Origin of the sequence: Mesorhizobium sp. 113-3-3, from assembly GCF_016756495.1 — a bacterium.
GTDB lineage: Bacteria > Pseudomonadota > Alphaproteobacteria > Rhizobiales > Rhizobiaceae > Mesorhizobium.
Genome location: NZ_AP023243.1, coordinates 863,592 through 886,457, shown reverse-complemented (window position 1 = coordinate 886,457; position 22,866 = coordinate 863,592). Strand labels below are relative to the sequence as shown.

Here is a 22,866-nt window from a genome sequence, read left to right as displayed (position 1 = left end):
CCAGCGGGGAAGGGCCAGCGCGCCGGCGCCTGGTCAGCCGGCGGAAGCACTCGTCTCGTCATGCGGCGGGCTGGCCAGGTCGTCGCGCGCCTTGCGGGCCAGTTTGCGTGTCGAGCGCTTGGGGCTGTCGCCGAACAGCTCGGCTGCTTCGGCAAGACAGGATTTCCTCAGGCTCTTCTCCGAGCGTTTCAAGAGCTTGCCGAGAAGCTTCGTGTCCTCACGCGGCCCCAGAGGCTCGCCGTCGGCCTCGAGCAGCGCGCGCATGACGAACAGGTCGTGCAGTTCGCCAAGCCGCTCGCCCAACTCATCGACGGCCTTGCGCCGCGCCTTGATCGGCGTCGGCCACAGCCTGCCCAGCAGCGACAGGTGCATGCCATGCGTCTTGGCCGCCTTGCGCAGATCGTGGAAATCATTGGCTTCACCGCGCGCGCCGGCCCTGTCGAGCGCCTTTTTGGCGCGCCGCAAGGTGACACGGGCGCGGCAAGCACGTCGGCCGCCTGTTCCGGCTGGTCGGGCAAGGCAAGGCTTTCGATCCGCTTCATGCCGTCTTCGCAGGCGGCGGTCGCCGCGCCGATCGTCGCTTCGAGGCCGGCGCCCTCATGCAGATCGTGCTGACGCGCGATCAGCCTGTCGCGCACGGCATCCAGCCCGCCATCGGCGCTCTCCTTGGCAAAAGCCGCCGCCAGACGGTCGACGGTCTCGATCAGCGCCGTCGCCTCGCGCGGTCCGGCAAGCAGCGCCGCCACGTTGCGATAGCATTGGTTCTCTGTCGTACAGAATGTTTCGTCACCGGAATGAACCAGGCGCAGCAAGGCGCGAACGCTCTTCAGTCGCTTGCGGCATTTGTGCAGTCCCTGTTCCGGCCGGCTGCGTGCCGCATCCAGATGCTGCAGCGCCTTGCCGATTTCCTCGGCAAGGATGCGCCGGACCTCGCCGGTCAGCGGCAGGCGCGGGTCGATGCGAAAGCTCATGCGGCGATCTCCGGTATCCCCCCGAGGGCGAGCGACGCGTTGTAGAATTTCTGCTCGCCGGTCACTTCACGGCCGAGCCAGTCAGGCAGCATTTCGTCCGGCACATCTTCCGGAGTCTCGAGTTCGGCCACCACAAGTCCCGCGAGTGCGCCGCCGAAGACATCGACTTCATAGAGATAGCCGCGATGCCTAACATGGTGACGTGTCTTCTCGATGACACGTCCGATGGCGAAGTCCAGCATCTCCCGGGCATCCGCCAGTGGTATCGGATATTCGAACTCGTCGCGCTCGCGCACGCCGCTGCCGAATTTGAGCGTCAGCTTGGCGGAAGCGCCGTCGCTGATGCGGATGCGGACGGTTCGCCCCGGCGCCGTGGCGAGATAGAACTGGAGAATGCGGATATTCGACTCGGCCAGCTCCCGCCATACGGTGCTGGAGACCAGGAACTTGCGCTCGACTTCCTTGCCCATGGCCGCGCACTAAAGCGTCTGGCGCGGGCGATGGCAAGACGACTCCGAACACAAGTTGACTTTAATCAATCGATTGATTAAAGACCTGCCATGACCAGATTGCCCGACGCGAAAAATCCACGCCGCGAGACCTCTCCGGAGCTGACCCGTGCCGCACTCGTGCAGGCGGCGCTGAAACTGTTCGGCCGGCAGGGTTTCGACGGCACCTCGACCCGTGAGATCGCCGCCGAGGCGCAGGCCAATATCGGCTCGATCGCCTATCATTTCGGCGGCAAGGAAGGCCTCCGCGCCGCCGCCGCCGACTATATCGTCGAGACCATCCAGGCGGTTGCCGGCCAGGCACTGGGCGCCGGCAGCCAGGCGCCAGGCAGTGGCCAGGCCGCGCCGGCCAGGGATGCGGAGGCGGCGCGCGCGCAGCTTTTCGCCGCAATAGAGGGAATCGTCGGCTTTGTCGTGGTGCAGCCGCACGCCGGCGAAATCGTGCAGTTCTTGCTGCGCGAACTGCAGCAGCCCACCGCTGCGCTCGACCGCATCTATAACGGTGTGTTCGAGCCGACGCATCGCCGGCTGTGCCATCTCTGGGAGCAGGCGACCGGCGAGCCGGCCGAAAGCGAGCGGACCCGGCTCACCGTGTTCACGCTGGTCGGCCAAGTCGTCTATTTCCGCATCGGCCGCGAGGCGGTGAAGCGCCGCATGGGCTGGCACGACATCGGCGCCGCCGAGGCCGCCAAGGTCGTGGCGGTCACGACGGACAATCTCAGCGCCATCCTGGCCGCCCGAATGGGATCAAAACCCAAAATGGGATCAAAAAAATGAGTTTCCTCTGCTCCTTGCCGCTTGCCGCCCAGCTCTTCGGGGCCTGTGCCCCCGCCGCGCCACTCGCCGTCGGCTATGTCGAGGGCGACTATGTGCTGCTGGCGCCCATCGAGGTGGCACAGGTCGATACGGTCACCGTCAAGCGCGGGGATCGCGTCACGCCGGGCACGCCCGTGGTGACGCTGGAAAGCGCCGACGCCAGGATCGCGGTGGCGCAAGCCGAAGCCGGTCTTGCGCAGGCTCAGGCGCAGCTTGCCGACCTGCAGGTCGGCAAGCGGCCGGAAGAGATCGCCGTGCTCAAGGCCGAGGTCGACATGGCGAGAGCCCAGGCGGCCGACGCCAAGCGCAAATACGACCGCGCCGCCGATCTGTTCAAGCGAGGCGCCGGCACGCAGGCGGACTATGACACCGCCTCGGCGACGCTGGAGACCGCCAACGCCCAGGTCGGCCAGGCCGAGGCCAATCTCGCCGTCGGCGGCCTGCCGGCGCGGCCCGAGACGATCAAGGCCGCCGACAATCAGGTCAAGCAGGCTCAGTCGACGCTCGAGCAGGCGCAGTGGCGATTGTCAAAACGGGTGCTTGCGGCACCCTCACCCGGCCGCGTCAACGACGTCATCCGCAATCCAGGCGACACCGCCGGCCCGACCGCGCCGGTCATCTCTATGCTGCCGGACGGCGCGGTGAAGCTCAGCGTCTACATACCGGAAGCCGCCTTCGCCTCGGTCCGGATCGGCAGCCTGCTCAGCGTTCATTGCGACGGCTGCGGCCCGAACGTGAGGGCGCGCGTGAGCTATGTCTCGCCCGATCCCGAATTCACCCCTCCGGTGATCTATTCGCTCGAGAACCGGCAGAAGCTGGTCTATCTCGTCGAGGCACGGCCGGAAGGCGATGCCGGCCCGCTGCAGCCCGGCCAGATCGTCGACGTCGATCTCGCGGAAACGGCAAAATGAACGCCATCGACGTTCATGGCCTGGTCAAGCGCTTCGGCGACAAGACCGTCGTCGACCATGTGACGATGTCGGTCGCCGAGGGCGAGATCGTCGGCTTCCTCGGCCCCAACGGCTCGGGCAAGACCACCACCATCCGCATCATGTGCGGGCTGCTGACGCCGGACGAGGGCGAGGGCACGGTGCTGGGTTTCAACATCCGCACGGAATCGCTCAGGATCAAGCGTGAAGTCGGCTACATGACGCAGAAATTCTCGTTCTACGAGGACCTGACCATCGGCGAGAATCTTCAATTCGTGGCGCGGCTCTACCAGCTGAAGCCGGTCGAAGACTATTGCGCAAAGACGCTGGACGAACTCGGCCTTACGTCACGCCGCAACCAGCTGGCCGGTACGCTGTCCGGCGGCTGGAAGCAGCGGCTGGCGCTCGCCGCCTGCATCATGCACAAGCCGAAGCTGCTTTTGCTCGACGAGCCGACGGCCGGCGTCGACCCCAAGGCGCGGCGCGAATTCTGGGACGAGATCCATCGCCTCGCCAGCGGCGGGCTGACCGTGCTGGTCTCGACCCACTACATGGACGAGGCCGAGCGCTGCCACCGCATCAGCTACATCTCCTACGGCAAGATGCTGGCCACCGGCACCGTCGACGAGGTGGTCAGGAATGCCGGGCTGACGACCTTCGTGGTCCAGGGGCCGCTGCTGGCCAAGGTGGCGCAAGAGCTGCAGGGCCGCCCTGGCGTCGACCAGGTGGCGCCGTTCGGCGCCACGCTGCATGTCGTGGGGTCCGACAGGAAGAAGCTCGAAGCGGCCCTTGCCGGTGTCGAGAAGGAGCACAAGGGCGTGACGGTGGCGCCGGGCGAAACCAGCCTGGAGGATGTCTTCATCCAGTTCATGTCGGGGTCGAAGGACAACATGGCATGAACGGCGTCTTCTCCTTTGCCCGGCTTGGCGCGCTGCTGATCAAGGAATTCATCCAGATGCGGCGCGACCGCATCACCTTCGCCATGATGCTCGGCGTGCCGCTGCTGCAGCTGGTCCTGTTCGGCTTCGCCATCAACAACGATCCCAAGGGCTTGCCGACGGCGCTGGTGGCGATGAGCAACGACCAGTATACGCGCGCCATGGTCTCGGCGCTGCAGGTGACGGGCTACTATCATTTCGACCATGTCACCGAAAGCGCCGAAGAGGCGGAGTTCCTGATGGCGCGCGGCGACGTTTCCTTCGTAGTCACCATCCCGGCCGACTTCGCCAGGCGCGTCGAGCGCGGCGACAATCCGCAGATCCTGATCGAGGCCGACGCGACCGATCCGTCGGCGGCGAGCGGCGCGATTTCCACGCTGAGCACGGTGGCGAGCCAGGCGCTGCTGCGCGCGCAAGGCATGCAGGCGGCGGCCGCCGAGAATGCCAGGCAGCAGCTGCAGGTGGTGGTGCACCATCGCTACAATCCCGAAGGCATTTCGCAATACAACATCGTGCCCGGCCTGCTCGGCGTCATCCTGCAGATGACCATGGTGATGATGACGGCCATGGCGCTGACCCGCGAAACCGAGCGCGGCACGATGGAGAACCTGCTCGCCATGCCGTCCAGCCCGGCCGAGATCATGCTGGGCAAGGTGCTGCCCTTCCTTGTCGTCGGCGCGGTCCAGGTGGCGGTGGTGCTGGTGGCGGCCAAGCTGTTGTTCGACATCCCGTTCGTCGGCAGCCTGACGCTGCTGTTGTCGTCGGTGCTTGTCTTCGTGCTGTCGCTGGTGCTGCTCGGCTACACCATCTCGACCATGGCCCGCTCGCAGATGCAGGCCATGCAGCTCACCTTCTTTTTCTTCCTGCCGTCGCTGCTCTTGTCCGGCTTCATGTTCCCCTATCGCGGCATGCCGGGCTGGGCCCAGACGCTGGGCGAAATCTTCCCGCTGACGCATTTCCTGCGCATCACCCGCGCGGTCATGCTGAAGGGCGCCGACTTCCACGCCATCGCCACCGAGATCGGCTGGCTGGCCGTGTTCGTGCTGGTGTTCGCAGGCACCGCGCTTTTGCGGTTCAGGCGCACGCTGGACTGACCACGCGCAAGGAGGCTGCTGGTGATGCGACCTTCAGCCGACAGGATTGGGCGGGACAGCGATCAGGCGGCCGCCATGATTTCGGCATAGGTGCCGAAATCGACATTGCCGCCGGACAGCACCACGGCGATGCATTTGCCGGACAGCTCGATCTCGCCCGAAGACAGCGCAGCCAGCGCCACGCATCCGCCCGGCTCGACCACCAGCTTGAGATAGGCCATGGCGTCGCGCATCGCCTGCGCCGTCGCCTTGTCGGAGACGGCGATGGCGCCGGCGAGGTTCTTGCGGTTGATCTCGAAGGTGATGGCGCCCGGCTCGGCGGTCAGGATCGCGTCGCAGATCGAGCTGTAACCCGGTTCGTTCGAAACCCGGGCGCCGGCGACGAGCGAGCGGCGCGTGTCGTCGAAATGCTCGGGCTCGACCGCCCAGACCGCGGTGTCTGGCGAGGCATCCTTGACCGCGACCGAAATCCCGCTCGACAGGCCGCCGCCCCCGCAGGGTATGACGACAGCGTCGAGGTCGACGCCAAGCGCCCTGGCCTGCCGCATCAGTTCAAGGCCGATCGTACCTTGCCCGGCAATGATGGCCGGATCGTCGAACGGCGGCACCAGCACCATGCCCTTGTCGGTATAGCGGCGAACCACGGTCATGCGGTCATCGCGAAAGCGGTCGAACGGCACCACCTCCGCGCCCATCTTGCGGACATTGCCGATCTTCATCGCCGGCGCATCCGCCGGCATGGCGATGACCGCCTTGACGCCGAACATGGCGGCGGAAGCGGCGACTCCTTGCGCATGATTGCCCGAGGAGAAGGCGACGACGCCACGGCTGCGCTCTTCCTCGCTCAGCGACGACAGCTTGTTGTAGGCGCCGCGGAACTTGAACGAGCCGGTGCGCTGCAGCGTCTCCGGCTTGAACAGGATGCGCCCGCCGAAGCGCTTGTTCAGCTCCGCCGATTCGAGCAGCGGGGTTTCGACGATCAGGCCGGAGAGGCGGGCCGCGGCGGCGTGGATGTCGGCGATGCCGGGAGGGGTGGTGGCGGTCATGCGAGGTCCAGTGGAAGAGGCATTCTCTTCTCATGATGCCCGCAAAGACACGCGGCGTACCATTGAAAAAATGTGACCGTGACAATGTTGGTGAGTCACTGCCAACGGCAGCGCTGCCCCTCACCTTGCCTGCCGGCATCCTCGCCCCGTATAGCGACGGGAAGAGGAGCGATGTTGTCGGCGGTTTCGCCAGCGAGTGAGCGTGGCAGAAGAGGTGGCGGCGCTGAAACAGCTTCTTTCTCCCCGCTTACGGGGGAGAAATGCCCGGGAGGGCAATGAGAGGCGGCGCTGAGATCGCCAGTTGGCCGCCTCCTGTCCGCCAGGCCGTTTAGCCCAGGCCTAGCCAAGCAGCGTCCGCTGCCTCTTCGTCCCGCCAAGCTTGCGCCAATTGTTGAAGCGGTGCGTCGCGGCGGCGAACGAGATCTTCATCTGCTGGGCCACCGAATAGCGCGACTTGCCTTCGTCGAACAGGCGGTAGCAGCACTCGACCCCTTCCTCGGTCAGCTTGCCGTCCGGGGCCTTGTTGTGCGGGTTGGCGGGGTCGAATTTTTCGATCTGCTGCTCGACCAGGCCCTTCAGCCGCTGCAGATCGGCCTCGATGCTGGCGATGAGATCGAGGACGGGTTTCGGGTCGAAATGCTGGGGGTGCGGTTTCGTCATGCGGGATCCTCACTCTTGTGTTAGGTTCAGCTATATAGGTTAATCTTCATCAATAATGAAGAGGTGGAGCCGCTTGCACTCTTCAACAATTCTTGAACCCGTGACCCTCAGCGCGATTGACCCGGAGCACGCCAAACCCTAGTTTAGAACAATTCTAAACTAGGGTGATTTCCTCATGCTTTCCCGTGTTTTCGGCTTCGGCCGCCGCCCCTTCGAATCGCTCTCCGAGCAGGAGATCCTGGCGCTGGCCATTTCATCCGAGGAAGATGACGGGCGCATCTACCGCGCCTATGCCGACGGGCTGGCGGAAAGCTTTCCGCAATCGGCAAAGGTGTTCGAGGCGATGGCCGAGGAAGAGGACGGCCATCGCGACTCCCTCATCGAGCTCTTCCGCAAGCGCTTCGGCGAGCGCATTCCGCTGATCCGGCGCGAACATGTGAGGGGCTATTATGAACGCAAGCCCGATTGGCTGGTGAGGCCGCTCGGCATCGAGCATGTCCGCCGCCAGGCCGAGGCGATGGAGCAGCAGGCCTACCGTTTCTATGTCGAAGCGGCCAAGCGCACCACGGATGCCTCGACCCGCAAACTGCTCGGCGACCTGGCGGCGGCCGAGCAGGGGCACGAGAACTCGGCGCACCAACTGGAGCAGAAGCATGTTCCGGGCGACGTCAAGGACGAAGAGGCCACCGCCGAACAGCGCCAGTTCATCCTCACCTATGTCCAGCCGGGCCTTGCCGGATTGATGGACGGTTCGGTGTCGACGCTGGCGCCGATCTTCGCCGCCGCCTTTGCCACACACGACACCTGGCAGACGCTGCTGGTCGGCCTTGCCGCCTCGATCGGTGCCGGCATTTCGATGGGCTTCACCGAAGTCGCGTCCGACGACGGCAAATTGTCGGGCCGCGGCTCACCGGTCAAGCGCGGCCTGACCGTCGGCATCATGACGACGCTCGGCGGTCTCGGCCACGCGCTGCCCTATCTCATCCCGAGCTTCTGGACGGCGACGGCGGTGGCGGCGGTCGTGGTGTTCTTCGAACTGTGGGCCATCGCCTTCGTCCAGAACCGCTACATGCAGACCCCGTTCCTGCGCGCCGCCTTCCAGGTGGTTCTGGGCGGCGCGCTGGTGTTCGCCGCGGGCGTGCTGATCGGGAATGCCTGAGGGCCGGACTCCCCCTCATCCGGCCGCTTTGCGGCCACCTTCTCCCCACTGGGGAGAAGAGATTGGCTCCAGCGCCGGTGATCTCCTCTCCCCTCGGGGAGAGGTCAGCCGAGCGAAGCGGAGGCTGGGTGAGGGGGCCTGCACGGCCTACCCATTCACCGCCCGGCTGTCCGCCGGCGCCTCGTCCCGTTGCGTCAGCCCGTAATCGCGCACCACATGCGCGATGCGCAGTCGGTAGCCGGCAAAGATACCGCCCCGGCCGGCCTGCTGCGCCTGCCGGTGCTCTTCGGTGTTGCGCCAGGCCTTCACCGCTTCCTCGTCGCGCCAGAACGACAGCGACAGGATGCGTTTCGGGTCGGCCAGGCTCTGGAAGCGCTCGATCGAGATGAAGCCGTCAATGCCGTCGAGCAAGGGACGCAGATTGGCGGCGATGCCGAGATAGGCATCGCGTTTGCCTTCCGCCGGTTCGACCTCGAAGATGACGGCGATCACGGCAGCACCAGCTTGGCGTGCGGCCCGGAGACGTGTTTCAGGAACATGCGGTCCTCCTTGAGGATGAATCGTTCTCGCTTGGCGAACTCATAGTTTGCCTTGCCGGCGGGATCGGCGGCAAGCCGGGCCCGATAGGCTTCATAGGCCGCCAGGCTCTCGATGTTGTAGGCGGCGTAGGCTGTCGTCGCCGAGCCTTCGTGCGGGGCATAGTAGCCGATCAGATCGGCGCCGCAGCGCGGAATGGCCTGGCCCCAGTTGCGGGCATATTCCTCGAAGGCGGCCTTGCCGAACGGGTCGATCTCATAGCGGATGAAGCAGGTGATGGGCATGGTCGTCTCCTCTGGGTTCCTGCATCGACGCTTCGAGCGCGGTCGAAACGTCATGCGCGTCGATGTGCTAGGCAGTTTCGTGTCAGGAGCCATCGTCGCTTGCGTCGCCGGCTCCTTGAGCTGACACCAGATTAGTGCTTATCTCACAGGGATGCTTCGACAAGGATCGAACTATGCGTGAAGGACCCGACATTGCCCGTATCGCCAGCCTGGTCGGCGACCCGGCGCGCGCCAACATGCTGAACGCGCTGATGGGCGGCACGGCGCTGACGGCGAGCGAACTGGCGCTGGAGGCCGGCGTGTCGCTGCCCACCGCCTCCTCGCATCTGTCGAAATTGATGGAGGGCGGGCTGCTGACTTTGGCCAGCCAGGGTCGCCATCGCTACTACGGCCTCGCCGGCCCGCAGGTGGCGGGCATGATCGAGGCCATCACCGGTGTCGCGGAAGCTGTTGGCCCTAAGCGCGTGCGGCCGGGTCCGCGCGACGGCGCCATGCGCGTGGCCCGCGTCTGCTACGACCACCTCGCCGGCGAGCAGGCCGTGGCCATGCTCGACCGTCTGGTCGAGAAGGAGATATTGCTGCGTGACGACAGGGAGATCAGGCTCGGCCCGTCGGCGGCATCGCATTTTTCCGCCATCGGCATCGACGTCGACGCCAGGCCGCGTCGCCCGGTCTGCCGCGCCTGCCTCGACTGGAGCGTGCGCCGCTCGCACCTCGCCGGCACGCTGGGCGCCGCCATCCTCGACAAGATCCTCGCCGAGAAATGGGCGCGCCGCGAGAAGGACAGCCGCGCGGTGATTTTTTCGCCGGCGGGCAAACAGGCGTTTGAGAGAGTGTTTTTGGCTTGAGCGGGGCAGCTCACCCGCGCTTCAACGCCTTCCCCTGCTTGAAAAAATCCTTCCACGGATCGGCTTGCGCCAGCTTCGCCAGCGTCGTCTTGTCACCGATCGGAAAGGCGTTCGGCGCCAGGCCGGCCTCGATCTCGGCCCAGGTCACCGGCATCGACACGGTGGCGCCCTTCTTGGCGCGCGACGAATAGGGCGCGACCGTGGTCGAGCCCCTGCCATTGCGCAGATAGTCGACGAAGATCTTGCCGGTGCGCGCCTTTTTCGACAGCGTCGCCGTGTAGCGATCGGGGGCACCTTGTTCCAGCGCCTTGGCGAAATCATGGGCGAAGGTCTTCACCGCTTCCCAATCCGCCGACGGTTTCAGCGGCACCAGCACATGATAGCCCTTGCCGCCCGACGTCTTGACGAAATTCGGCAGGGACAGCTCATCGAGCTTGCCCCTGATATCGAGCGCCGCCTCGCGCACCGCTTTCACATCGACGCCTTCATCGGGATCGAGATCGAAGATGATCTGGTCGGGTTGCTCGAGCTTGTCGATCGTGCAGCCCCAGATGTGGATCTCGACCACGCCGTACTGGACGAGTGCGGCGACCCCATCGAAATCCCGCACGAACAGGATCTCCTCGCCATCGGTCGGGTCCTTCATCCGGGCAATCTTGTCGCTCATCCCGGCCGAGGCATGTTTCTGGAAGAAGCGCGGACCGCCGACGCCGTCCGGCGCACGCACCAGGCTGAGCGGCCGGTTGACCACGAACTGCTCCATGCGCGGCCAAACCTGCGCGTAGTGCTCGAGCAGCCCCTGCTTGGAGATCTTTTCCTCGGGCCACAGCAGCTTGTCGGGATGGGAAAGCTTAACCGTCGTCGTCATCGTCCCGGCGGATGTTCCGGCGCCGCTTGACGCCGGCTTGGCCTTGCCTGTCGCTGCCTTGGGCTTTTCCTGCACAATTTCCTCCGCCGGCTTGTCCTCGCGCAGTCCCTGGAACGAGGCATGGCGTACTATACGGTCCGATGTCCAGCTGCGGAACTCCACTTCGCCGACAAGCTCCGGCTTGACCCAGACCATGCCCTTGCCCTTCGGCACGGCCTTGTCGAAAGGCGATTCCTTGGCCGTCAGCGCATCGAGCTTCTTCTTCAGCTCCGTCGCGCCCTTCGCGGAGAAACCGGTGCCGACGCGCCCGGCATACTGCAGTTTGCCGCCCTCGTAATAGCCGACCAACAGCGAGCGCAGCCCGCGCCCGGTCTTGTCCGAGGGCAGATAGCCGCCAATGACGAATTCCTGCCGCGCCGTGCATTTGGACTTCACCCAGGTCGGGCCGCGCCCGCTGCGATAGGGTGCGTCGGCGCGTTTGGAAACGACGCCTTCCAGCCCCATGCGGCAGGCATGCTCCAGCATGATCTTGCCGGGCTCGGAAAAATGGTCGGAGAAACGCACCGCCGCGTTTTCCGGCTGCTTGCCAAGCAGTTCCTGCAAGGCCTGCTTGCGCTCGACCAGCGGCTCGCCGCGCAAATCCTTGCCGTCGAGGCGCATCAGATCGAACACATAATAGAGGAAGCGGTTCGTCCGCTTCGCCGACAAATCCTGCTGCAGCAGCGCAAAGGACGAGACGCCGCTGTCGGCCAGCACGACGATCTCGCCATCGATGATGGCATCGTTGCATTTCAACGCGGCGAGTTCGGCAACGATCTCGCCGTCGAATTTCTCCGTCCAGTCGAGGCCGGTGCGGGTCAAGAGCCGCACATCGGTACCGGCGATCTGCGCCTGCATGCGATAGCCGTCGAATTTGACCTCGTGCAGCCAGTCCTTGCCGGGCGGTGCGTCCCGTTCGAGCGTCGCAAGCTGCGGTTCGATGAAGTCGAGTTTCCGGGCCGTGGTCTTTGCCTTGCCGGCGGCAGGCTTGTTGGAGTGCCAGACTTCAGGCTTCTCGCCCTTGGCCGCCTTGCCCTCGCCGACCTCCTCGATCGTCAGGCCCGACTTCACCGATTCCGGCTTGTCCTTCAAAATGTCTTCGCCCGGGCGCGCCGCGGCATCGTCCGACTTGATCAGCAGCCAGTTGTCGCGCTTTTCACCCGCCCGCGGCTGCAACCGCACCAGATGCCAAAGCCCATGCAGCTTGTGGCCCTTGAGCTCGAAGCTGATATGGCCCTTCTTCATCGCCTTGGCCGGGTCGGTCTCGGGCAGCCATGTGCCCTCGTCCCAGACGATGACGGAACCGCCGCCATATTCGCCCTTGGGGATCGTGCCCTCGAACGGCGCATAGTCGATCGGGTGGTCCTCGACATGGACGGCCAGCCGCTTCTCATGCGGATCGAGGCTGGGTCCCCGTGTCACCGCCCAGCTCCAAAGCACGCCGCCATGTTCCAGGCGAAGGTCGTAATGCAGCCTGGTCGCCGCGTGCTTGTGGATGACGAAGATACCGCCCGCCTCGCCCTTCCCTGTGCGCGCCACCTTGCCCGCCGGCTCCGACGTCTTCTTGAAATCGCGCTTGGCGTGATATTGTTCGAGGCCGGCCATCGTTCCCTGTCCTCAGGCCGATTTGCGCTTGGGCGCGGCAGCTTTCGGCTTGGCGCGTTTGGGCGCCGGCCTGGCTTTCGCGGATGATGCGTTTGCAGAGCCGGAATCCCCGGAATCCGACGACGACAGGCTCTTCTTCAGCGCGTCGAACAGATTGACGACGTTGGAGGGTTTTGGCGCCGCCTTGGCCTTAGGCGCCTTGTGCCCGGCCTTCTTGGCACGGATCAGTTCGAGCAGCGCGTCCTCATACTTGTCGTCGAATTTCGACGGATCGAATTTCGCTTTCTTCTTGTCGATGATCAGTTCGGCCAGATCGGTCATCTCCTGGTCGGTCTTCACCGCCTTGATCTCGTCGAACACGCTGTCAGGCTGGCGCACCGTATTGTCGTAGCGCAGCGTCGTCAGCACCATGCCCTTGCCCAGCGGCTCAATCACCACGGGGCGTTCTCGGCTGTACAGCACGATGCGCGCCAGCCCGGCCATCTTCTTGCCTGCCATGGCATCGCGGATGACGGCGAACGCCTCCTCCGACACCTTGTCGGCCGGCGCCACATAGTAGGGCGTGTCGAGATAGATCTGCTGGATCGAGGCCTTGTCGACGAAGCCGTCGAGGCTCATCGTGTGCGAGGATTCGATCTGCACCGCCTCGATCTCGTCCTCCTCGATATGGACGAAATCGCCGTCGTCCAATTCATAGCCCTTGATCTCGTCGCCCTCATCCAGGGGCTTGCCGGTTTCGGCATCGACATAGATGCGCTTCACCGTGTTGCCGGTCTTGCGGTTGAGGATGCGAAACGAGACCCTTTCGGTGTGGGTGACGACATTGGTCAGTTCGACCGCGCAGGTGACCAGCGACAGCTTCAGATAACCCTTCCAGGCAGGTCGCGGCGCCATGGCAATTTCCCTCTAAGCGATCAGATGAAAGTCAGAACGGCCAGAGCCCGCTCCAGTTCCGCCCGCGCGCGACATTACGCATGCCAGGCGCGCCCGAGCCATCGTGGCGGCACGAACGGAAATTTCGCCCGCCGGCCAGAAATTGAAACAGAACCGCGCGCGGGCGACATTCAAACGAAACATATGTGATGCAAAAGTCACACAAGCCGGAATGGCGACAAAAGGCACGGAAACACCCCGAATCAGCCGCATTCCGGCCACGAAGCAACGGGTTTTCGACCAGATATTAACATCGTGTTCACCGACTATTCACGCCTCGATGCTATCCTTCGCGCAATTCGGAAGGGACATCCGAAAATCGGGACAGGGACAGGGTAAATGAACTTCCTCACGCACCTCATCGGCTACGCCGCCGCCATCCGCGAATTCGTCGCGCCGACCTATCGGCCGGAGCGCTATTACATGCGCGGCCCCGGTCCGGCTTGCGCCCGCCGCGGCACCTCGCTGGGCGTGCACTGACCATGACCTTCGAGAGCCGCCACAACAGCCGCATCTGCAGGCCGGGCGCCAACAGCCGCGCCACCACCTATCGTTCCGAGCGCCCGGCTCTGAGCGACGGGCGGCGTGCGACAACGCCACGTCTTTGATCCCGCCTCCGGCTGGCCTAGTGTCTGCGGACACGAGCAGCCGAGGCCCGCGTGACCGACCTTTCCCAGTCAAGTCTGTCCCAATCAATTCCGGCCCAGCCAAATCGGGCCAAGCCCGGCCCTCCCGCTGAACCGTCTTTCGATGCAAGCCATCCGCTGATCGTCTTCGACGGCGTCTGCGTGCTGTGCTCCGGCTTCGTGCGCATGGTCGTCAGGCTGGATCGTCAAGGCCGCTTCCGCTTCGCCACCGCGCAATCGCCCTTCGGCGAAGCGCTGTTCAGGAAGCATGGGCTGCGCACGGACTCCTACGAAACCAATCTCGTTCTCATCGATGGCGTCGCGTTCACGAAGCTCGAGAGCTTTGTCGCGGTGATGTCGGCACTCGGCTGGCCGTGGCGCGCGGCAAAGGCGCTGTTGCTGCTGCCGCGCCCGCTGCGTGACTGGCTTTATAGGCGTATCGCCGGGAACCGCTACGCCCTGTTCGGCCGGAAGGACAGCTGCGACATCCCGTCGGTCGAGCTGCGCGGGCTCCTGATCGGCTGAAGGCCAATGCTTGTCTCTCAAAAGCGGCCTCGGTTTTGGGAGGCGACATGCACAAACAGAGAGCCGGAAGCGTCGCATGAATCCGCTTCGATGCGGCGCGCTTTCGGGCGGCAGCGCATGAGCCCAAGCCTTGATCAGCACGGGTGCGGGCTCCGCGCTTGCGCCGCGCCCGATCAGGACCGAAAGTTTTTTCTTGCGCCCTGTCGAAATCGGTCGACGCCGCGCGACATACGTCTGGCCCCGCAAGGACGTGGCCTTCGAATCACGGGAGAAGACCCATGCGATACATGCTGATGATCAACAATGACGAAGCCACAATGGCGGCCATGCCGGTCGAGAAGGCCCAGCAGATGAGCGCGGCCTACAGCGCCTATACCGACGCGTTGAAACAGTCCGGCGCGTGGCTGGCCGGCGAACGGCTGCGCCCGACACAGGCGACCACCTCCGTGCGGATCGCCGACGGCAAGACCAACGTGATCGACGGCCCCTATGCCGACACCAAGGAGCAGCTCGCCGGCTTCTATATGATCGAGGCGGCCGACATCGACACCGCCATCGAATGGGCGGCGCGCTGCCCGGCGGCCAGCACCGGCACGGTCGAGCTGCGGCCGATCTGGGAAATGGCCGACTACATGCCCAAGAAATGACGACCTGCCAAGAAATGACCATGTGATGGACAGTCGCCCGGAGATCGCCCGGGCGGCCGCCGAGGCCGCCGCCCGGCAAAGCTATGGCAAGCTGGTCGCCTGGCTCGCGGCGCGCACGCGCGACGTGACCGCGGCCGAGGACGCGCTGGCGGACGCCTTTGCCGCGGCGCTTGAACGCTGGCCGAAATCGGGCGTGCCTGAGAAGCCGGAAGCCTGGCTGCTGGCCGTGGCGCGGCGCCGGCGGGTCGATGCGGTGCGCCGGCGGCTCACCCGGGAAGCTGCCCGCGATCATCTCAAGCTGATTGCCGAGGAGATGGAGGCGCGCATGACCGACGAAGAACTGCCCGACGAACGGCTGCGGCTGATGTTCGCTTGCGCGCATCCGGCGATCGAACCCGGCGTGCGGGCGCCGCTGATCCTGCAGACGGTGCTGGGCTTCGATGCCGCGACGATCGCTTCCGCCTTCCTGGTCTCGCCGGCAACGATGGGCCAGCGCCTGGTGCGCGCCAAGACGCGCATCCGCGAAACCGGCATTCCGTTCCGTGTGCCGGAGCGGGCCGAACTTGGCGAGCGGCTGGGTGCCGTGCTGGAGGCGATCTACGCCGCCTTCGCCGAAGGCTGGTCCGATCCGGCCGGCACCGAGACGCAGCGCCGCAACCTCGCCACCGAAGGCATCTGGCTCGGCCGCCTCGTGGCGAGGCTGATGCCGCAAGAGCCGGAAGCGCTCGGTCTGCTTGCGCTGATGCTGTTTGCCGAGGCGCGCCGCACGGCCCGGCGCAGCGCCGAAGGCGACTTCGTGCCTCTGGCCGAACAGGACTGCGACCTGTGGGACCGCGCCCTGATCGACGAGGCGGAGGCGCTTCTGTCCCATGCCGCGTCGAGCGGCGTCGTCGGCCGCTACCAGCTCGAGGCGGCCGTCCAGTCCGCCCACGCGGCGCGGCGGCTGACCGGCCGCACCGACTGGCCGGCGATCCGCGCGCTTTACGACGCGCTGTTTTCGATCGCCGGATCGCCGGTGGTGGCGATCAATCGCGCGGTGGCGCTTGCCGAGACGGAGGGTGCCGTGGCGGGGCTGGCGGCGCTTTACGTGCTGGGCGACGACAAGCGGCTCAATGAGTATCAGCCCTATTGGGCGGCGCGCGCCGGTCTCCTGGCCAGGCTTGGCCAGGTGCCGCAGGCAACCGAGGCCTATGACAGGGCAATCGGCCTCGAACGCGACCCGGCGGTGCGCCGGTTCCTGCAGGGTAAGAGGGCGGCGCTGCGAAACTGACCGTCAGCCGGGCCACATCTCATGCGATGTGTTGAGCGTCTTCATCAGGGGATGCTCACGCAGCTTTGCCCATAAACGTTCGATGTTCGGCCAGGCGGTCCGCGCGGTGTCGATGTCGGGATGCCAGGCAATGAGCATGACGAGATAGATGTCGGCCAGCGACATCTGGTCACCAACCAGCCAGTCACGTCCCTTCAGAGCGGCATCGAGCACGGCGAAACCGCGGTCCATCTCGGCGATGGCCGCCTGCTTGACGGCTTTCGTGCCCTCGGCGTCGGCCGTGTAGCGATGGGCGTAGTAAAACCGCAGCACCGCTGGGTAGAGCACAGACGACATGAACGCCATCCAGCGCAGGAAATCGGCGCGGGCCGGTGCGCCGACCGCCGGCGCCAGGCAGGCCTCCGGATGGCGCTCGGCGATCAGGATGCAGATCGCCGCCGATTCGGTCATCGAGCGTCCGTCCGGCAAGGTCAGCACCGGCACCTGGTTCAGCGGGCTGATGTCGAGGAAGGCCGGACCGGGTCTGTCGGATTTCGGCACGTCGATCTGCTCGAACGGTGCGTTGGCCAGTGCCAGCGCCGCCTCGACGACAAAGCCGCCGCTGCCCGGACGGGTATAGAGCTTGTACATGAAATCCTCCCCCGGCCCGTGCAAAGCGGGCCGAGGCGATATGAACCGGAAGCAGGGTTCGGCTCAAGCCGGAGGCAGGCGCCACGGAAGGATTTTTCTGCGGGCCAGCGCGGCGGTCCGTCGAAGAGGCGGTGGCCTAAGCTCCCAACCCCTCAAACAAAATCGTCGACAAATAGCGCTCGGCGAAGGATGGGATGATCACCACCAGCGTCTTGCCCTTGTTCTCCGGCCGCGAGCCGACGACGATCGCCGCCTGCAGGGCGGCACCCGACGAAATGCCGACCGGTACGCCTTCGAGGCGGGCGACGAGGCGCGCATTGGCGACGGAATCCTCGTTCGAGACCTTGACGATCTCGTCATAGATCGTGGTGTCGAGGATCTTTGGCGCGAAGCCGGCGCCGATGCCCTGGATCTTGTGCGGGCCGGGCTGGCCGCCCGACAGCACTGGCGAAGCCTCGGGCTCGACGGCGACGATCTGCACCGAGGGCTTGCGCTTCTTCAGCACCTGGCCGACGCCGGTGATGGTGCCGCCGGTGCCGATGCCGGCAACGAAGATGTCGATCTCGCCCTGCGTGTCGTTCCAGATTTCCTCTGCGGTCGTCGTGCGGTGGATTTCCGGATTGGCGGGGTTTTCGAACTGCTGCGGGATGATGGCGTTGGGGATCGTCGCGGCCAGTTCGTCGGCCTTGGCGATGGCGCCCTTCATGCCTTTCGGACCCTCGGTCAACACCAGTTCGGCACCGAGCAGCGCCAGCATTTTGCGGCGCTCGACCGACATCGTCTCGGGCATGGTCAGGATCAGCTTGTAGCCCTTGGCGGCTGCGGCGAAGGCAAGGGCTATGCCGGTATTGCCCGAGGTAGGCTCGATCAGCGTGGTCTTGCCGGGCGCAATCTTGCCGGCCGCCTCCAGCGCCTCGATCATCGCCACGCCGATGCGGTCCTTGACCGAGGCGATCGGGTTGAAGAATTCGAGCTTGGCGACCAGATTGGCGACGACGCCCTTCTCCTTGGCGAACTTGTCGAGCCGGACCAGGGGCGTGTCGCCGATCGTGTCGGTGATGGAACTGTAAATGCGGCCGCGGCCGGGGACGCGGGCGGAGGTGACGGGCTTGTTCATTGGTTTCGCTCCCAGGATTTCAGGCAAGTGGCATTGCAGCCGGCAAGATAGGGCTTTCAGCCGCGCAACATAAGCTGTCGGCCGGAAATATCCGAGTGGGCCTCTTGTCTAAAACGCCCGTGTCCCGGAAAAGCATTTCGCGGGGAAGCCTCGCCCCGGAATGTTTTGGCTGGAAGTGGGCTACTGACGGGCCGCGATCGCCGCTGCCGCGCCAACCATGAAGCCGGCGGCGGTGCGGTTCAGCAGCTTCAGCGCGCGCGGCGATTTCAGGAACCAGCGCGCCTTGGCGGCGAGCGCCAGGTAGGGAACCAGCACGACGAACAGCACGACCACCGTCAGCGCGGCGAGAATGCCGTAGTCGGCCAGCGCAATGGTCTTCAGGTCGACGATAGTCGGTGTGATGGCAAGGTAGAAGATCATCGTCTTCGGATTCCCGAGCGTGACGGTTAGGCCGGCTATGAAGCTCGAAATCAGTCCGCCCTTGCCCTTTTTCGCCTCGACCGTTTCGGGCGTGATGCCCGCGGTCCAGAAGCGCCAGCCCAGAAATGCCAGATAGGCGACGCCGGCCCATTTGATCGCCAGGAACACCATGCCGAAGGTCTGCGCGACGAAGGCGAGGCCGAGCACCACGGCGGTCAGATAGGTGAGGTCGCCCAGCATCAGGCCAAAGGACATGGCCAGCGACGAGCGAAAGCCCGAGCCCAGCGCCCGCGCGACAAGCGCGGTGACGCCAGGGCCGGGAATCGCGGCGGCGATGCCGAGGGCGGCACTGTAGGCGAGGAAGCCGGTGAGGGTCATGGATAGCGTCCCAGATCAGCGGGCTTTATCGCATACATCCAAATAGAATTGAATTTCCTGGGGATTGGATTTGATTGCACCAGACAGCCCGGTCTTCGCCTTGTGAAGCCCCCTCATCCGGCCGCTTCGCGGCCACGTGGGGAAGAAGAGGAAAGCGACGGCGCTCGCAGGCTCCTCTCCCCACCGGGGAGAGGTCGGATTGCCCCGAATTGCCCCTGCAATTCGGTTTCGGCAATCCGGGTGAGGGGGTCTGCGCTGCCGAGTAATGTCCCTCAGGAACGCCCGCCATCATAGGTCACGCGCCAGATCGTGCCGTTGCCGTCCTCGGTCACGATCAGCGCGCCGTCATGGGCTACGGCCACCCCCACCGGTCGGCCCCAGACCTCGCCGTTGGAAACGACGAAGCCGGTCATGAAGTCCTCGTATTCGCCGGTCGGCTTGCCGTCCTTGAACAGCAGGCGGACGATTTTGTAGCCGGTCCTGTTGCCGCGATTCCACGAACCGTGCAGGGCGACAAACGCATCGCCCCGGTATTCCTTGGGAAAACCGCTGTCGGCGGGCAGGTCCTTGCGGTCGTAGAAGGCGATGTTGAGCGGCGCCGAATGCGCCTGCATCAGCACGTCGGGAATGGTCGCCTTGCCGGCGAGGTCGGGGCGCGCGCCCTTGTGGCGGGGATCCTCGTGGTTGCCGATATAGTACCAGGGCCAGCCGTAGTACGCGCCGTCCTTGACCGACGTGGCGTATTCGAACGGCACATTGTCGCCCAGCGCGTCGCGCTCGTTGACAACGCACCACAGCGCGCCCGTCGCCGGCTGGATGGTCATGCCGGAACAATTGCGCAAGCCGGTGGCGACGATGCGGCCGTTCTTGCCGTCCGGATCGAAGGCCTGCACGTCGGCGCGCCCCTCTTCGGAGCCCCAGGTCGCGCCGAGTGGCTTCGATGTCACCCAGGCGTCGAGGCCGCCCTCCGGCGCCTTGCCCATGTCCTCGGCGACATTCGAGCCCGAACCGACCGACAGATAGAGCGTCTTGCCGTCAGGCGAAAAGGCGATGTCGCGGGTCCAGTGATGGTTCGCGGGAATGTTGGCGACGATGATTTCCGGTTCGCCGGATGCCTTCAGTTCGCCCTTCTGATAGGCGAAGCGCACGATGCTGTCGCTGTTGGCGACATAGACCCATTGCGGGTCATCGCCCGGCGGATAGAAGGCGATGCCATAGGGCTGATTGAGATTGCCGGCGAAAATGCCGTCCTCGGCGGGCCTGGCGCTGTCCTTGGCCAGGCGATAGACGCGGACTTGGTTGGCCTCGCTGTCGGCGACGAACAGGTCGCCATTGGGCGCGACGCGCACGGCGCGCGGATTGTCGATGCCGGACGCGATCAGCTCGGCCGAAAAACCCGGCGGCAATTGCGGCTTCGCGCCCGCCGGCATGTCGGCAAGCCCGGCGCTGTTCGAGGCCGACTTGGTGACGTAGGGTTTTGGCAGGTCTTCCGGTTTGATCAGGCGGCGCACGCCCGGCCTGTCGGCGCGCCAGTCGCCGAAGGCGGCCGCACCCTTCAGGACGGGCTGATCGGCCTGCTGGGCGAATGCCGCGCTTGTCATGAGAAAGAGTGCTGGAAGCACCAGTCCGGCCAATCGGATCATTTTGTCCTCCATCTGGTCGCGAAGGAAACCAACGGCCGATCTGTCCCCGGGTTCCGCCTCACACGACGAGTTGAGGGGAAGCAGGTTCCCTGCCTATGTCCCGGCAGCCAGGAAATCGTCGTCGAGGCGTTTTTCCAGCGCGACGAGATCGGCCGGCAGCGGCAAGCCCATGGCGCGCATTTCCTGCAGCTTCTCGCGCAATTGTTCCTGGATTTCGTGCTGGTCTTCCGGCTGGTTGACCATCTCCTCGAGCAGCAGGCTGATCCGGGCCTTGAGTTCTTCGAGCGCCATTGTTTTTCTCCTTGCTGCCCGTCTCTTGCCGTCCGGGGCGCTACCTTAGCATGCGCGAAATCAGCTGCGCGGTATAATCGACCATCGGCACGATGCGGGCGTAGTTCAACCGGGTCGGGCCGATGACGCCGAGCGCGCCGACGACGCGGGCATCCTTGTCGCGATAGGGCGCGACCACCAGCGACGAGCCCGACAGCGAAAACAGCTTGTTTTCCGAACCGATGAAGATGCGCACGCCCGATCCCTGCTCGGCGAGGTCAAGCAGCTGGATCAGACCGTCCTGCGTCTCCATGTCCTCGAACAAGTGCCGCAGGAGTTCGATATCGGCCTGGGCGGTGACGTTTTCGAGCAGGTTGGCGCGGCCGCGCACGATGAGCCGTGCCGGCAGGCCGCTTTCGGCGCCCGCCCACACCGCCAGCCCTTTCTCGACGAGGTCCTGCGACAGTGTATCCAGCGCCGCTCTCGTCTCTTCCTTGATGCGGGCGATTTCGGTGCGCGCTTCGGCCAGCGTGCGGCCGCGGATATGCGCGTTGAGGAAATTCGAGGCTTCATGCAGTTGCGAGACGGTGATGCCGGCGGGCAGCTCGACGACGCGGTTCTCGACGTCGCCATTCTGCGACACCAGCACGGCAAGCGCCTTGGTCGGCTCCAGCTGGATGAACTCGATATGCTTCAGCGCCACCTCGTTCTTGGCGGCCAGCACCAGGCCGGCGCCGCGCGACATGCCCGACAGCATCTGGCTGGCCTCGGTCAGCATGTGCTCCAGTGTCGCGCCGGAACCGGAGGCGCGCACCTGCGCCTCGATGGTGCGGCGCTCCTCGTCTGAGAGGTCGCCAAGTTCCATGAAGGCATCGACGAAGAAGCGCAGGCCCGCCTGCGTCGGCAGCCGGCCGGCGGAGATGTGCGGTGCGTAGATCAGCCCGAGATGCTCGAGGTCGCTCATCACATTGCGGATGGTGGCCGGCGACAGCGAGGAAGGCAGGATGCGCGACAGGCTGCGCGAGCCCACGGGCTCGCCATCCCTGAGATAGGAATCGACGATGCGCCGGAAGATGTCACGAGAGCGCATGTCGAGTGATTGAAGTGCAAGCGACTGCGAACCGGGATCGATTGCCTTGGTCATTCGGCCAAAAACCTCCTTGTTCAGGATATAGACTTCGGCGCGGTGGACGCAACCCGGTCTCTCGTGTCGGCTCACCGGGTCCGTTTTCCTTTGCGCGCCGCCCCCCATGCGTCTAAAAGCCGGCCACGATTCCGAAAAATGACTGGAAAGAAGCCTGAATGCGCCCCTCCAAACGCCAATTCGACGAAATGCGCGCCATCTCCTTCGAGCGCGGCGTCTCCAAGCACGCCGAAGGTTCGTGCCTGGTGAAGTTCGGCGACACCCATGTCTTGTGCACCGCCAGCCTCGAGGAAAAGGTGCCGGGCTGGATGCGCAATTCCGGCAAGGGCTGGGTGACGGCCGAATATGGCATGCTGCCGCGCTCGACTGGCGAGCGAATGCGCCGCGAGGCCTCGGCCGGCAAGCAGGGCGGCCGCACGCTCGAAATCCAGCGCCTCATCGGCCGCTCCTTGCGCGCGGTGGTCGATCTGCAGGCGCTGGGCGAACAGCAGATCACCGTCGACTGCGACGTCATCCAGGCCGATGGCGGCACCCGCACCGCCTCGATCACCGGCGGCTGGGTGGCGCTGTACGACTGCCTGCGCTGGATGGAAGCGCGCCAGATGGCCAGCGTCGCCAAGGTGCTGAAAGACCACGTCGCGGCGATTTCCTGCGGCATCCATGACGGCCAGCCGGTCATCGATCTCGATTATCTCGAGGATTCCGCGGCCGGCACCGACGCCAATTTCGTCATGACCGGCAAGGGGGGCATCGTCGAGATCCAGGGCACCGCCGAGGGCGAGCCTTTCTCGGAGGACCAGTTTGCCGAATTGATGGGCCTGGCCAAGAAAGGCATCCAGCGCCTGGTGAGTTTGCAGCAGATGGCGGTGGCTTAGGATTTAGATGCCGAGCGTGAGTGCCCCCCTCTGGCCTGCCGGCCATCTCCCCCTCAAGGGGGGAGATCAGATGTTGCCTTGGCCT

At 65.1% G+C, this 22,866-nt stretch carries 24 protein-coding genes and 1 pseudogene; 11 read left to right on the top strand and 14 right to left on the bottom strand.

All coding sequences use genetic code 11. From position 1 onward, the window contains the following. Positions 1-33 precede the first annotated feature (33 nt). Together JG746_RS04135 and JG746_RS04130 are read right to left on the bottom strand one after the other, a co-directional pair. Positions 34-971 (bottom strand): annotated as a pseudogene (locus JG746_RS04135) (CHAD domain-containing protein). Next, positions 968-1,441, bottom strand: coding sequence for a CYTH domain-containing protein (locus JG746_RS04130; RefSeq protein ID WP_202357015.1), 474 nt, complete (start codon positions 1,439-1,441; stop codon positions 968-970). Before JG746_RS04130 ends, JG746_RS04135 begins: the two are co-directional and overlap by 4 nt. Before the next feature lie 90 nt (positions 1,442-1,531). Here JG746_RS04130 and JG746_RS04125 point away from each other — a divergent pair, with 90 nt between their 5' ends. The 4 genes from JG746_RS04125 to JG746_RS04110 are packed head-to-tail and all read left to right on the top strand — an operon-like array spanning position 1,532 to position 5,257. Next, on the top strand, positions 1,532-2,257 hold the full coding sequence (locus JG746_RS04125; RefSeq protein WP_202357014.1) for a DUF1956 domain-containing protein: 726 nt from the start codon (positions 1,532-1,534) through the stop codon (positions 2,255-2,257). Further along, positions 2,254-3,207, top strand: coding sequence for an HlyD family secretion protein (locus JG746_RS04120; protein WP_202357013.1), 954 nt, complete (start codon positions 2,254-2,256; stop codon positions 3,205-3,207). The genes JG746_RS04125 and JG746_RS04120 overlap by 4 nt, the downstream gene beginning before the upstream one ends. Beyond that, positions 3,204-4,124 (top strand): ABC transporter ATP-binding protein, encoded by a 921-nt coding sequence (locus tag JG746_RS04115; protein ID WP_202357012.1) that lies wholly within the window; start codon positions 3,204-3,206, stop codon positions 4,122-4,124. Before JG746_RS04120 ends, JG746_RS04115 begins: the two co-directional genes overlap by 4 nt. Beyond that, entirely contained in the window at positions 4,121-5,257 is a 1,137-nt protein-coding gene (locus tag JG746_RS04110; RefSeq protein ID WP_202357011.1) for an ABC transporter permease, read from the top strand. The genes JG746_RS04115 and JG746_RS04110 overlap by 4 nt, the downstream gene beginning before the upstream one ends. Before the next feature lie 62 nt (positions 5,258-5,319). On the opposite strand, the gene JG746_RS04105 is transcribed toward JG746_RS04110, so the two are convergent. Both JG746_RS04105 and JG746_RS04100 read right to left on the bottom strand, forming a co-directional pair. After that, positions 5,320-6,303 (bottom strand): threonine/serine dehydratase, encoded by a 984-nt coding sequence (locus JG746_RS04105; protein WP_202357010.1) that lies wholly within the window; start codon positions 6,301-6,303, stop codon positions 5,320-5,322. A gap of 339 nt (positions 6,304-6,642) precedes the next feature. After that, on the bottom strand, positions 6,643-6,963 hold the full coding sequence (locus JG746_RS04100; RefSeq protein WP_202357009.1) for a hypothetical protein: 321 nt from the start codon (positions 6,961-6,963) through the stop codon (positions 6,643-6,645). A 175-nt stretch (positions 6,964-7,138) separates the two neighbouring features. On the opposite strand from JG746_RS04100, the gene mbfA reads away from it, so the two are divergent. Further along, positions 7,139-8,122 (top strand): iron exporter MbfA, encoded by a 984-nt coding sequence (gene mbfA, locus JG746_RS04095; RefSeq protein WP_202357008.1) that lies wholly within the window; start codon positions 7,139-7,141, stop codon positions 8,120-8,122. 147 nt (positions 8,123-8,269) lie between these two features. Here the strand turns inward: mbfA and JG746_RS04090 are convergent, their stop codons facing one another. Next, a complete protein-coding gene (locus tag JG746_RS04090; RefSeq protein ID WP_202357007.1) occupies positions 8,270-8,614 on the bottom strand; it encodes an antibiotic biosynthesis monooxygenase family protein in 345 nt (114 codons plus the stop codon). After that, a complete protein-coding gene (locus tag JG746_RS04085; protein WP_202357006.1) occupies positions 8,611-8,943 on the bottom strand; it encodes an NIPSNAP family protein in 333 nt (110 codons plus the stop codon). The genes JG746_RS04090 and JG746_RS04085 overlap by 4 nt, the downstream gene beginning before the upstream one ends. 173 nt (positions 8,944-9,116) lie before the next feature. On the opposite strand from JG746_RS04085, the gene JG746_RS04080 reads away from it, so the two are divergent. Next, complete coding sequence (locus tag JG746_RS04080) at positions 9,117-9,791, top strand: ArsR/SmtB family transcription factor (RefSeq protein ID WP_202357005.1); 675 nt, start codon at positions 9,117-9,119, stop codon at positions 9,789-9,791. A gap of 10 nt (positions 9,792-9,801) precedes the next feature. Here the strand turns inward: JG746_RS04080 and ligD are convergent, their stop codons facing one another. Continuing rightward, on the bottom strand, positions 9,802-12,303 hold the full coding sequence (gene ligD / locus JG746_RS04075; RefSeq protein ID WP_202357004.1) for a DNA ligase D: 2,502 nt from the start codon (positions 12,301-12,303) through the stop codon (positions 9,802-9,804). Positions 12,304-12,315: 12 nt separating this feature from the next. Then, positions 12,316-13,197: a non-homologous end joining protein Ku gene (ku, locus tag JG746_RS04070; RefSeq protein WP_202357003.1), complete on the bottom strand. Its 882-nt coding sequence runs from the start codon at positions 13,195-13,197 to the stop codon at positions 12,316-12,318. A 378-nt stretch (positions 13,198-13,575) separates the two neighbouring features. On the opposite strand from ku, the gene JG746_RS04065 reads away from it, so the two are divergent. The 4 genes from JG746_RS04065 (at position 13,576) to JG746_RS04050 (ending at position 16,304) form a co-directional block, all read left to right on the top strand. After that, positions 13,576-13,716, top strand: a complete 141-nt coding sequence (locus tag JG746_RS04065; RefSeq protein ID WP_202357002.1) for a hypothetical protein — start codon at positions 13,576-13,578, stop codon at positions 13,714-13,716. A gap of 215 nt (positions 13,717-13,931) precedes the next feature. Then, positions 13,932-14,387, top strand: a complete 456-nt coding sequence (locus JG746_RS04060) for a DCC1-like thiol-disulfide oxidoreductase family protein (protein WP_202359254.1) — start codon at positions 13,932-13,934, stop codon at positions 14,385-14,387. A 278-nt stretch (positions 14,388-14,665) separates the two neighbouring features. After that, a complete protein-coding gene (locus JG746_RS04055) occupies positions 14,666-15,034 on the top strand; it encodes a YciI family protein (protein WP_202357001.1) in 369 nt (122 codons plus the stop codon). A 25-nt stretch (positions 15,035-15,059) separates the two neighbouring features. Next, positions 15,060-16,304, top strand: coding sequence for an RNA polymerase sigma factor (locus JG746_RS04050; RefSeq protein WP_202357000.1), 1,245 nt, complete (start codon positions 15,060-15,062; stop codon positions 16,302-16,304). A gap of 3 nt (positions 16,305-16,307) precedes the next feature. Here the strand turns inward: JG746_RS04050 and JG746_RS04045 are convergent, their stop codons facing one another. The 6 genes from JG746_RS04045 to hrcA all read right to left on the bottom strand — a co-directional run bounded on the left by JG746_RS04045 (position 16,308) and on the right by hrcA (position 21,906). Beyond that, positions 16,308-16,934, bottom strand: coding sequence for a glutathione S-transferase family protein (locus tag JG746_RS04045; protein ID WP_202356999.1), 627 nt, complete (start codon positions 16,932-16,934; stop codon positions 16,308-16,310). A 136-nt stretch (positions 16,935-17,070) separates the two neighbouring features. Next, the gene (gene cysK / locus JG746_RS04040) at positions 17,071-18,051 is read right to left on the bottom strand and encodes a cysteine synthase A (RefSeq protein WP_202356998.1); all 981 of its coding nucleotides are present in this window, start codon (positions 18,049-18,051) and stop codon (positions 17,071-17,073) included. A gap of 180 nt (positions 18,052-18,231) precedes the next feature. Continuing rightward, complete coding sequence (locus JG746_RS04035; RefSeq protein WP_202356997.1) at positions 18,232-18,849, bottom strand: LysE family translocator; 618 nt, start codon at positions 18,847-18,849, stop codon at positions 18,232-18,234. A 272-nt stretch (positions 18,850-19,121) separates the two neighbouring features. After that, on the bottom strand, positions 19,122-20,492 hold the full coding sequence (locus JG746_RS04030; protein ID WP_244730663.1) for a PQQ-dependent sugar dehydrogenase: 1,371 nt from the start codon (positions 20,490-20,492) through the stop codon (positions 19,122-19,124). A 93-nt stretch (positions 20,493-20,585) separates the two neighbouring features. Then, positions 20,586-20,783, bottom strand: a complete 198-nt coding sequence (locus JG746_RS04025; protein WP_095202875.1) for a hypothetical protein — start codon at positions 20,781-20,783, stop codon at positions 20,586-20,588. Positions 20,784-20,823: 40 nt separating this feature from the next. Then, positions 20,824-21,906: a heat-inducible transcriptional repressor HrcA gene (hrcA, locus tag JG746_RS04020; RefSeq protein ID WP_041164512.1), complete on the bottom strand. Its 1,083-nt coding sequence runs from the start codon at positions 21,904-21,906 to the stop codon at positions 20,824-20,826. Positions 21,907-22,064: 158 nt separating this feature from the next. On the opposite strand from hrcA, the gene rph reads away from it, so the two are divergent. Next, complete coding sequence (rph, locus tag JG746_RS04015; RefSeq protein WP_032932415.1) at positions 22,065-22,781, top strand: ribonuclease PH; 717 nt, start codon at positions 22,065-22,067, stop codon at positions 22,779-22,781. The last annotated feature ends 85 nt before the right edge of the window (positions 22,782-22,866 follow it).

Coding starts and splice junctions, on each gene's coding strand:
- JG746_RS04050 (WP_202357000.1), top strand. CDS start 15,060: ATGGACAGTCGCCCGGAGATCGCCCGGGCGGCCGCCGAGGCCGCCGCC.
- JG746_RS04115 (WP_202357012.1), top strand. CDS start 3,204: ATGAACGCCATCGACGTTCATGGCCTGGTCAAGCGCTTCGGCGACAAG.
- JG746_RS04025 (WP_095202875.1), bottom strand. CDS start 20,783: ATGGCGCTCGAAGAACTCAAGGCCCGGATCAGCCTGCTGCTCGAGGAG.
- ku (WP_202357003.1), bottom strand. CDS start 13,197: ATGGCGCCGCGACCTGCCTGGAAGGGTTATCTGAAGCTGTCGCTGGTC.
- JG746_RS04045 (WP_202356999.1), bottom strand. CDS start 16,934: ATGTACAAGCTCTATACCCGTCCGGGCAGCGGCGGCTTTGTCGTCGAG.
- JG746_RS04035 (WP_202356997.1), bottom strand. CDS start 18,849: ATGACCCTCACCGGCTTCCTCGCCTACAGTGCCGCCCTCGGCATCGCC.
- JG746_RS04100 (WP_202357009.1), bottom strand. CDS start 6,963: ATGACGAAACCGCACCCCCAGCATTTCGACCCGAAACCCGTCCTCGAT.
- JG746_RS04030 (WP_244730663.1), bottom strand. CDS start 20,492: ATGATCCGATTGGCCGGACTGGTGCTTCCAGCACTCTTTCTCATGACA.
- mbfA (WP_202357008.1), top strand. CDS start 7,139: ATGCTTTCCCGTGTTTTCGGCTTCGGCCGCCGCCCCTTCGAATCGCTC.
- JG746_RS04085 (WP_202357006.1), bottom strand. CDS start 8,943: ATGCCCATCACCTGCTTCATCCGCTATGAGATCGACCCGTTCGGCAAG.
- JG746_RS04130 (WP_202357015.1), bottom strand. CDS start 1,441: ATGGGCAAGGAAGTCGAGCGCAAGTTCCTGGTCTCCAGCACCGTATGG.
- cysK (WP_202356998.1), bottom strand. CDS start 18,051: ATGAACAAGCCCGTCACCTCCGCCCGCGTCCCCGGCCGCGGCCGCATT.
- JG746_RS04120 (WP_202357013.1), top strand. CDS start 2,254: ATGAGTTTCCTCTGCTCCTTGCCGCTTGCCGCCCAGCTCTTCGGGGCC.
- JG746_RS04080 (WP_202357005.1), top strand. CDS start 9,117: ATGCGTGAAGGACCCGACATTGCCCGTATCGCCAGCCTGGTCGGCGAC.
- ligD (WP_202357004.1), bottom strand. CDS start 12,303: ATGGCCGGCCTCGAACAATATCACGCCAAGCGCGATTTCAAGAAGACG.
- JG746_RS04110 (WP_202357011.1), top strand. CDS start 4,121: ATGAACGGCGTCTTCTCCTTTGCCCGGCTTGGCGCGCTGCTGATCAAG.
- hrcA (WP_041164512.1), bottom strand. CDS start 21,906: ATGACCAAGGCAATCGATCCCGGTTCGCAGTCGCTTGCACTTCAATCA.
- JG746_RS04125 (WP_202357014.1), top strand. CDS start 1,532: ATGACCAGATTGCCCGACGCGAAAAATCCACGCCGCGAGACCTCTCCG.
- JG746_RS04055 (WP_202357001.1), top strand. CDS start 14,666: ATGCGATACATGCTGATGATCAACAATGACGAAGCCACAATGGCGGCC.
- rph (WP_032932415.1), top strand. CDS start 22,065: ATGCGCCCCTCCAAACGCCAATTCGACGAAATGCGCGCCATCTCCTTC.
- JG746_RS04105 (WP_202357010.1), bottom strand. CDS start 6,303: ATGACCGCCACCACCCCTCCCGGCATCGCCGACATCCACGCCGCCGCG.
- JG746_RS04065 (WP_202357002.1), top strand. CDS start 13,576: ATGAACTTCCTCACGCACCTCATCGGCTACGCCGCCGCCATCCGCGAA.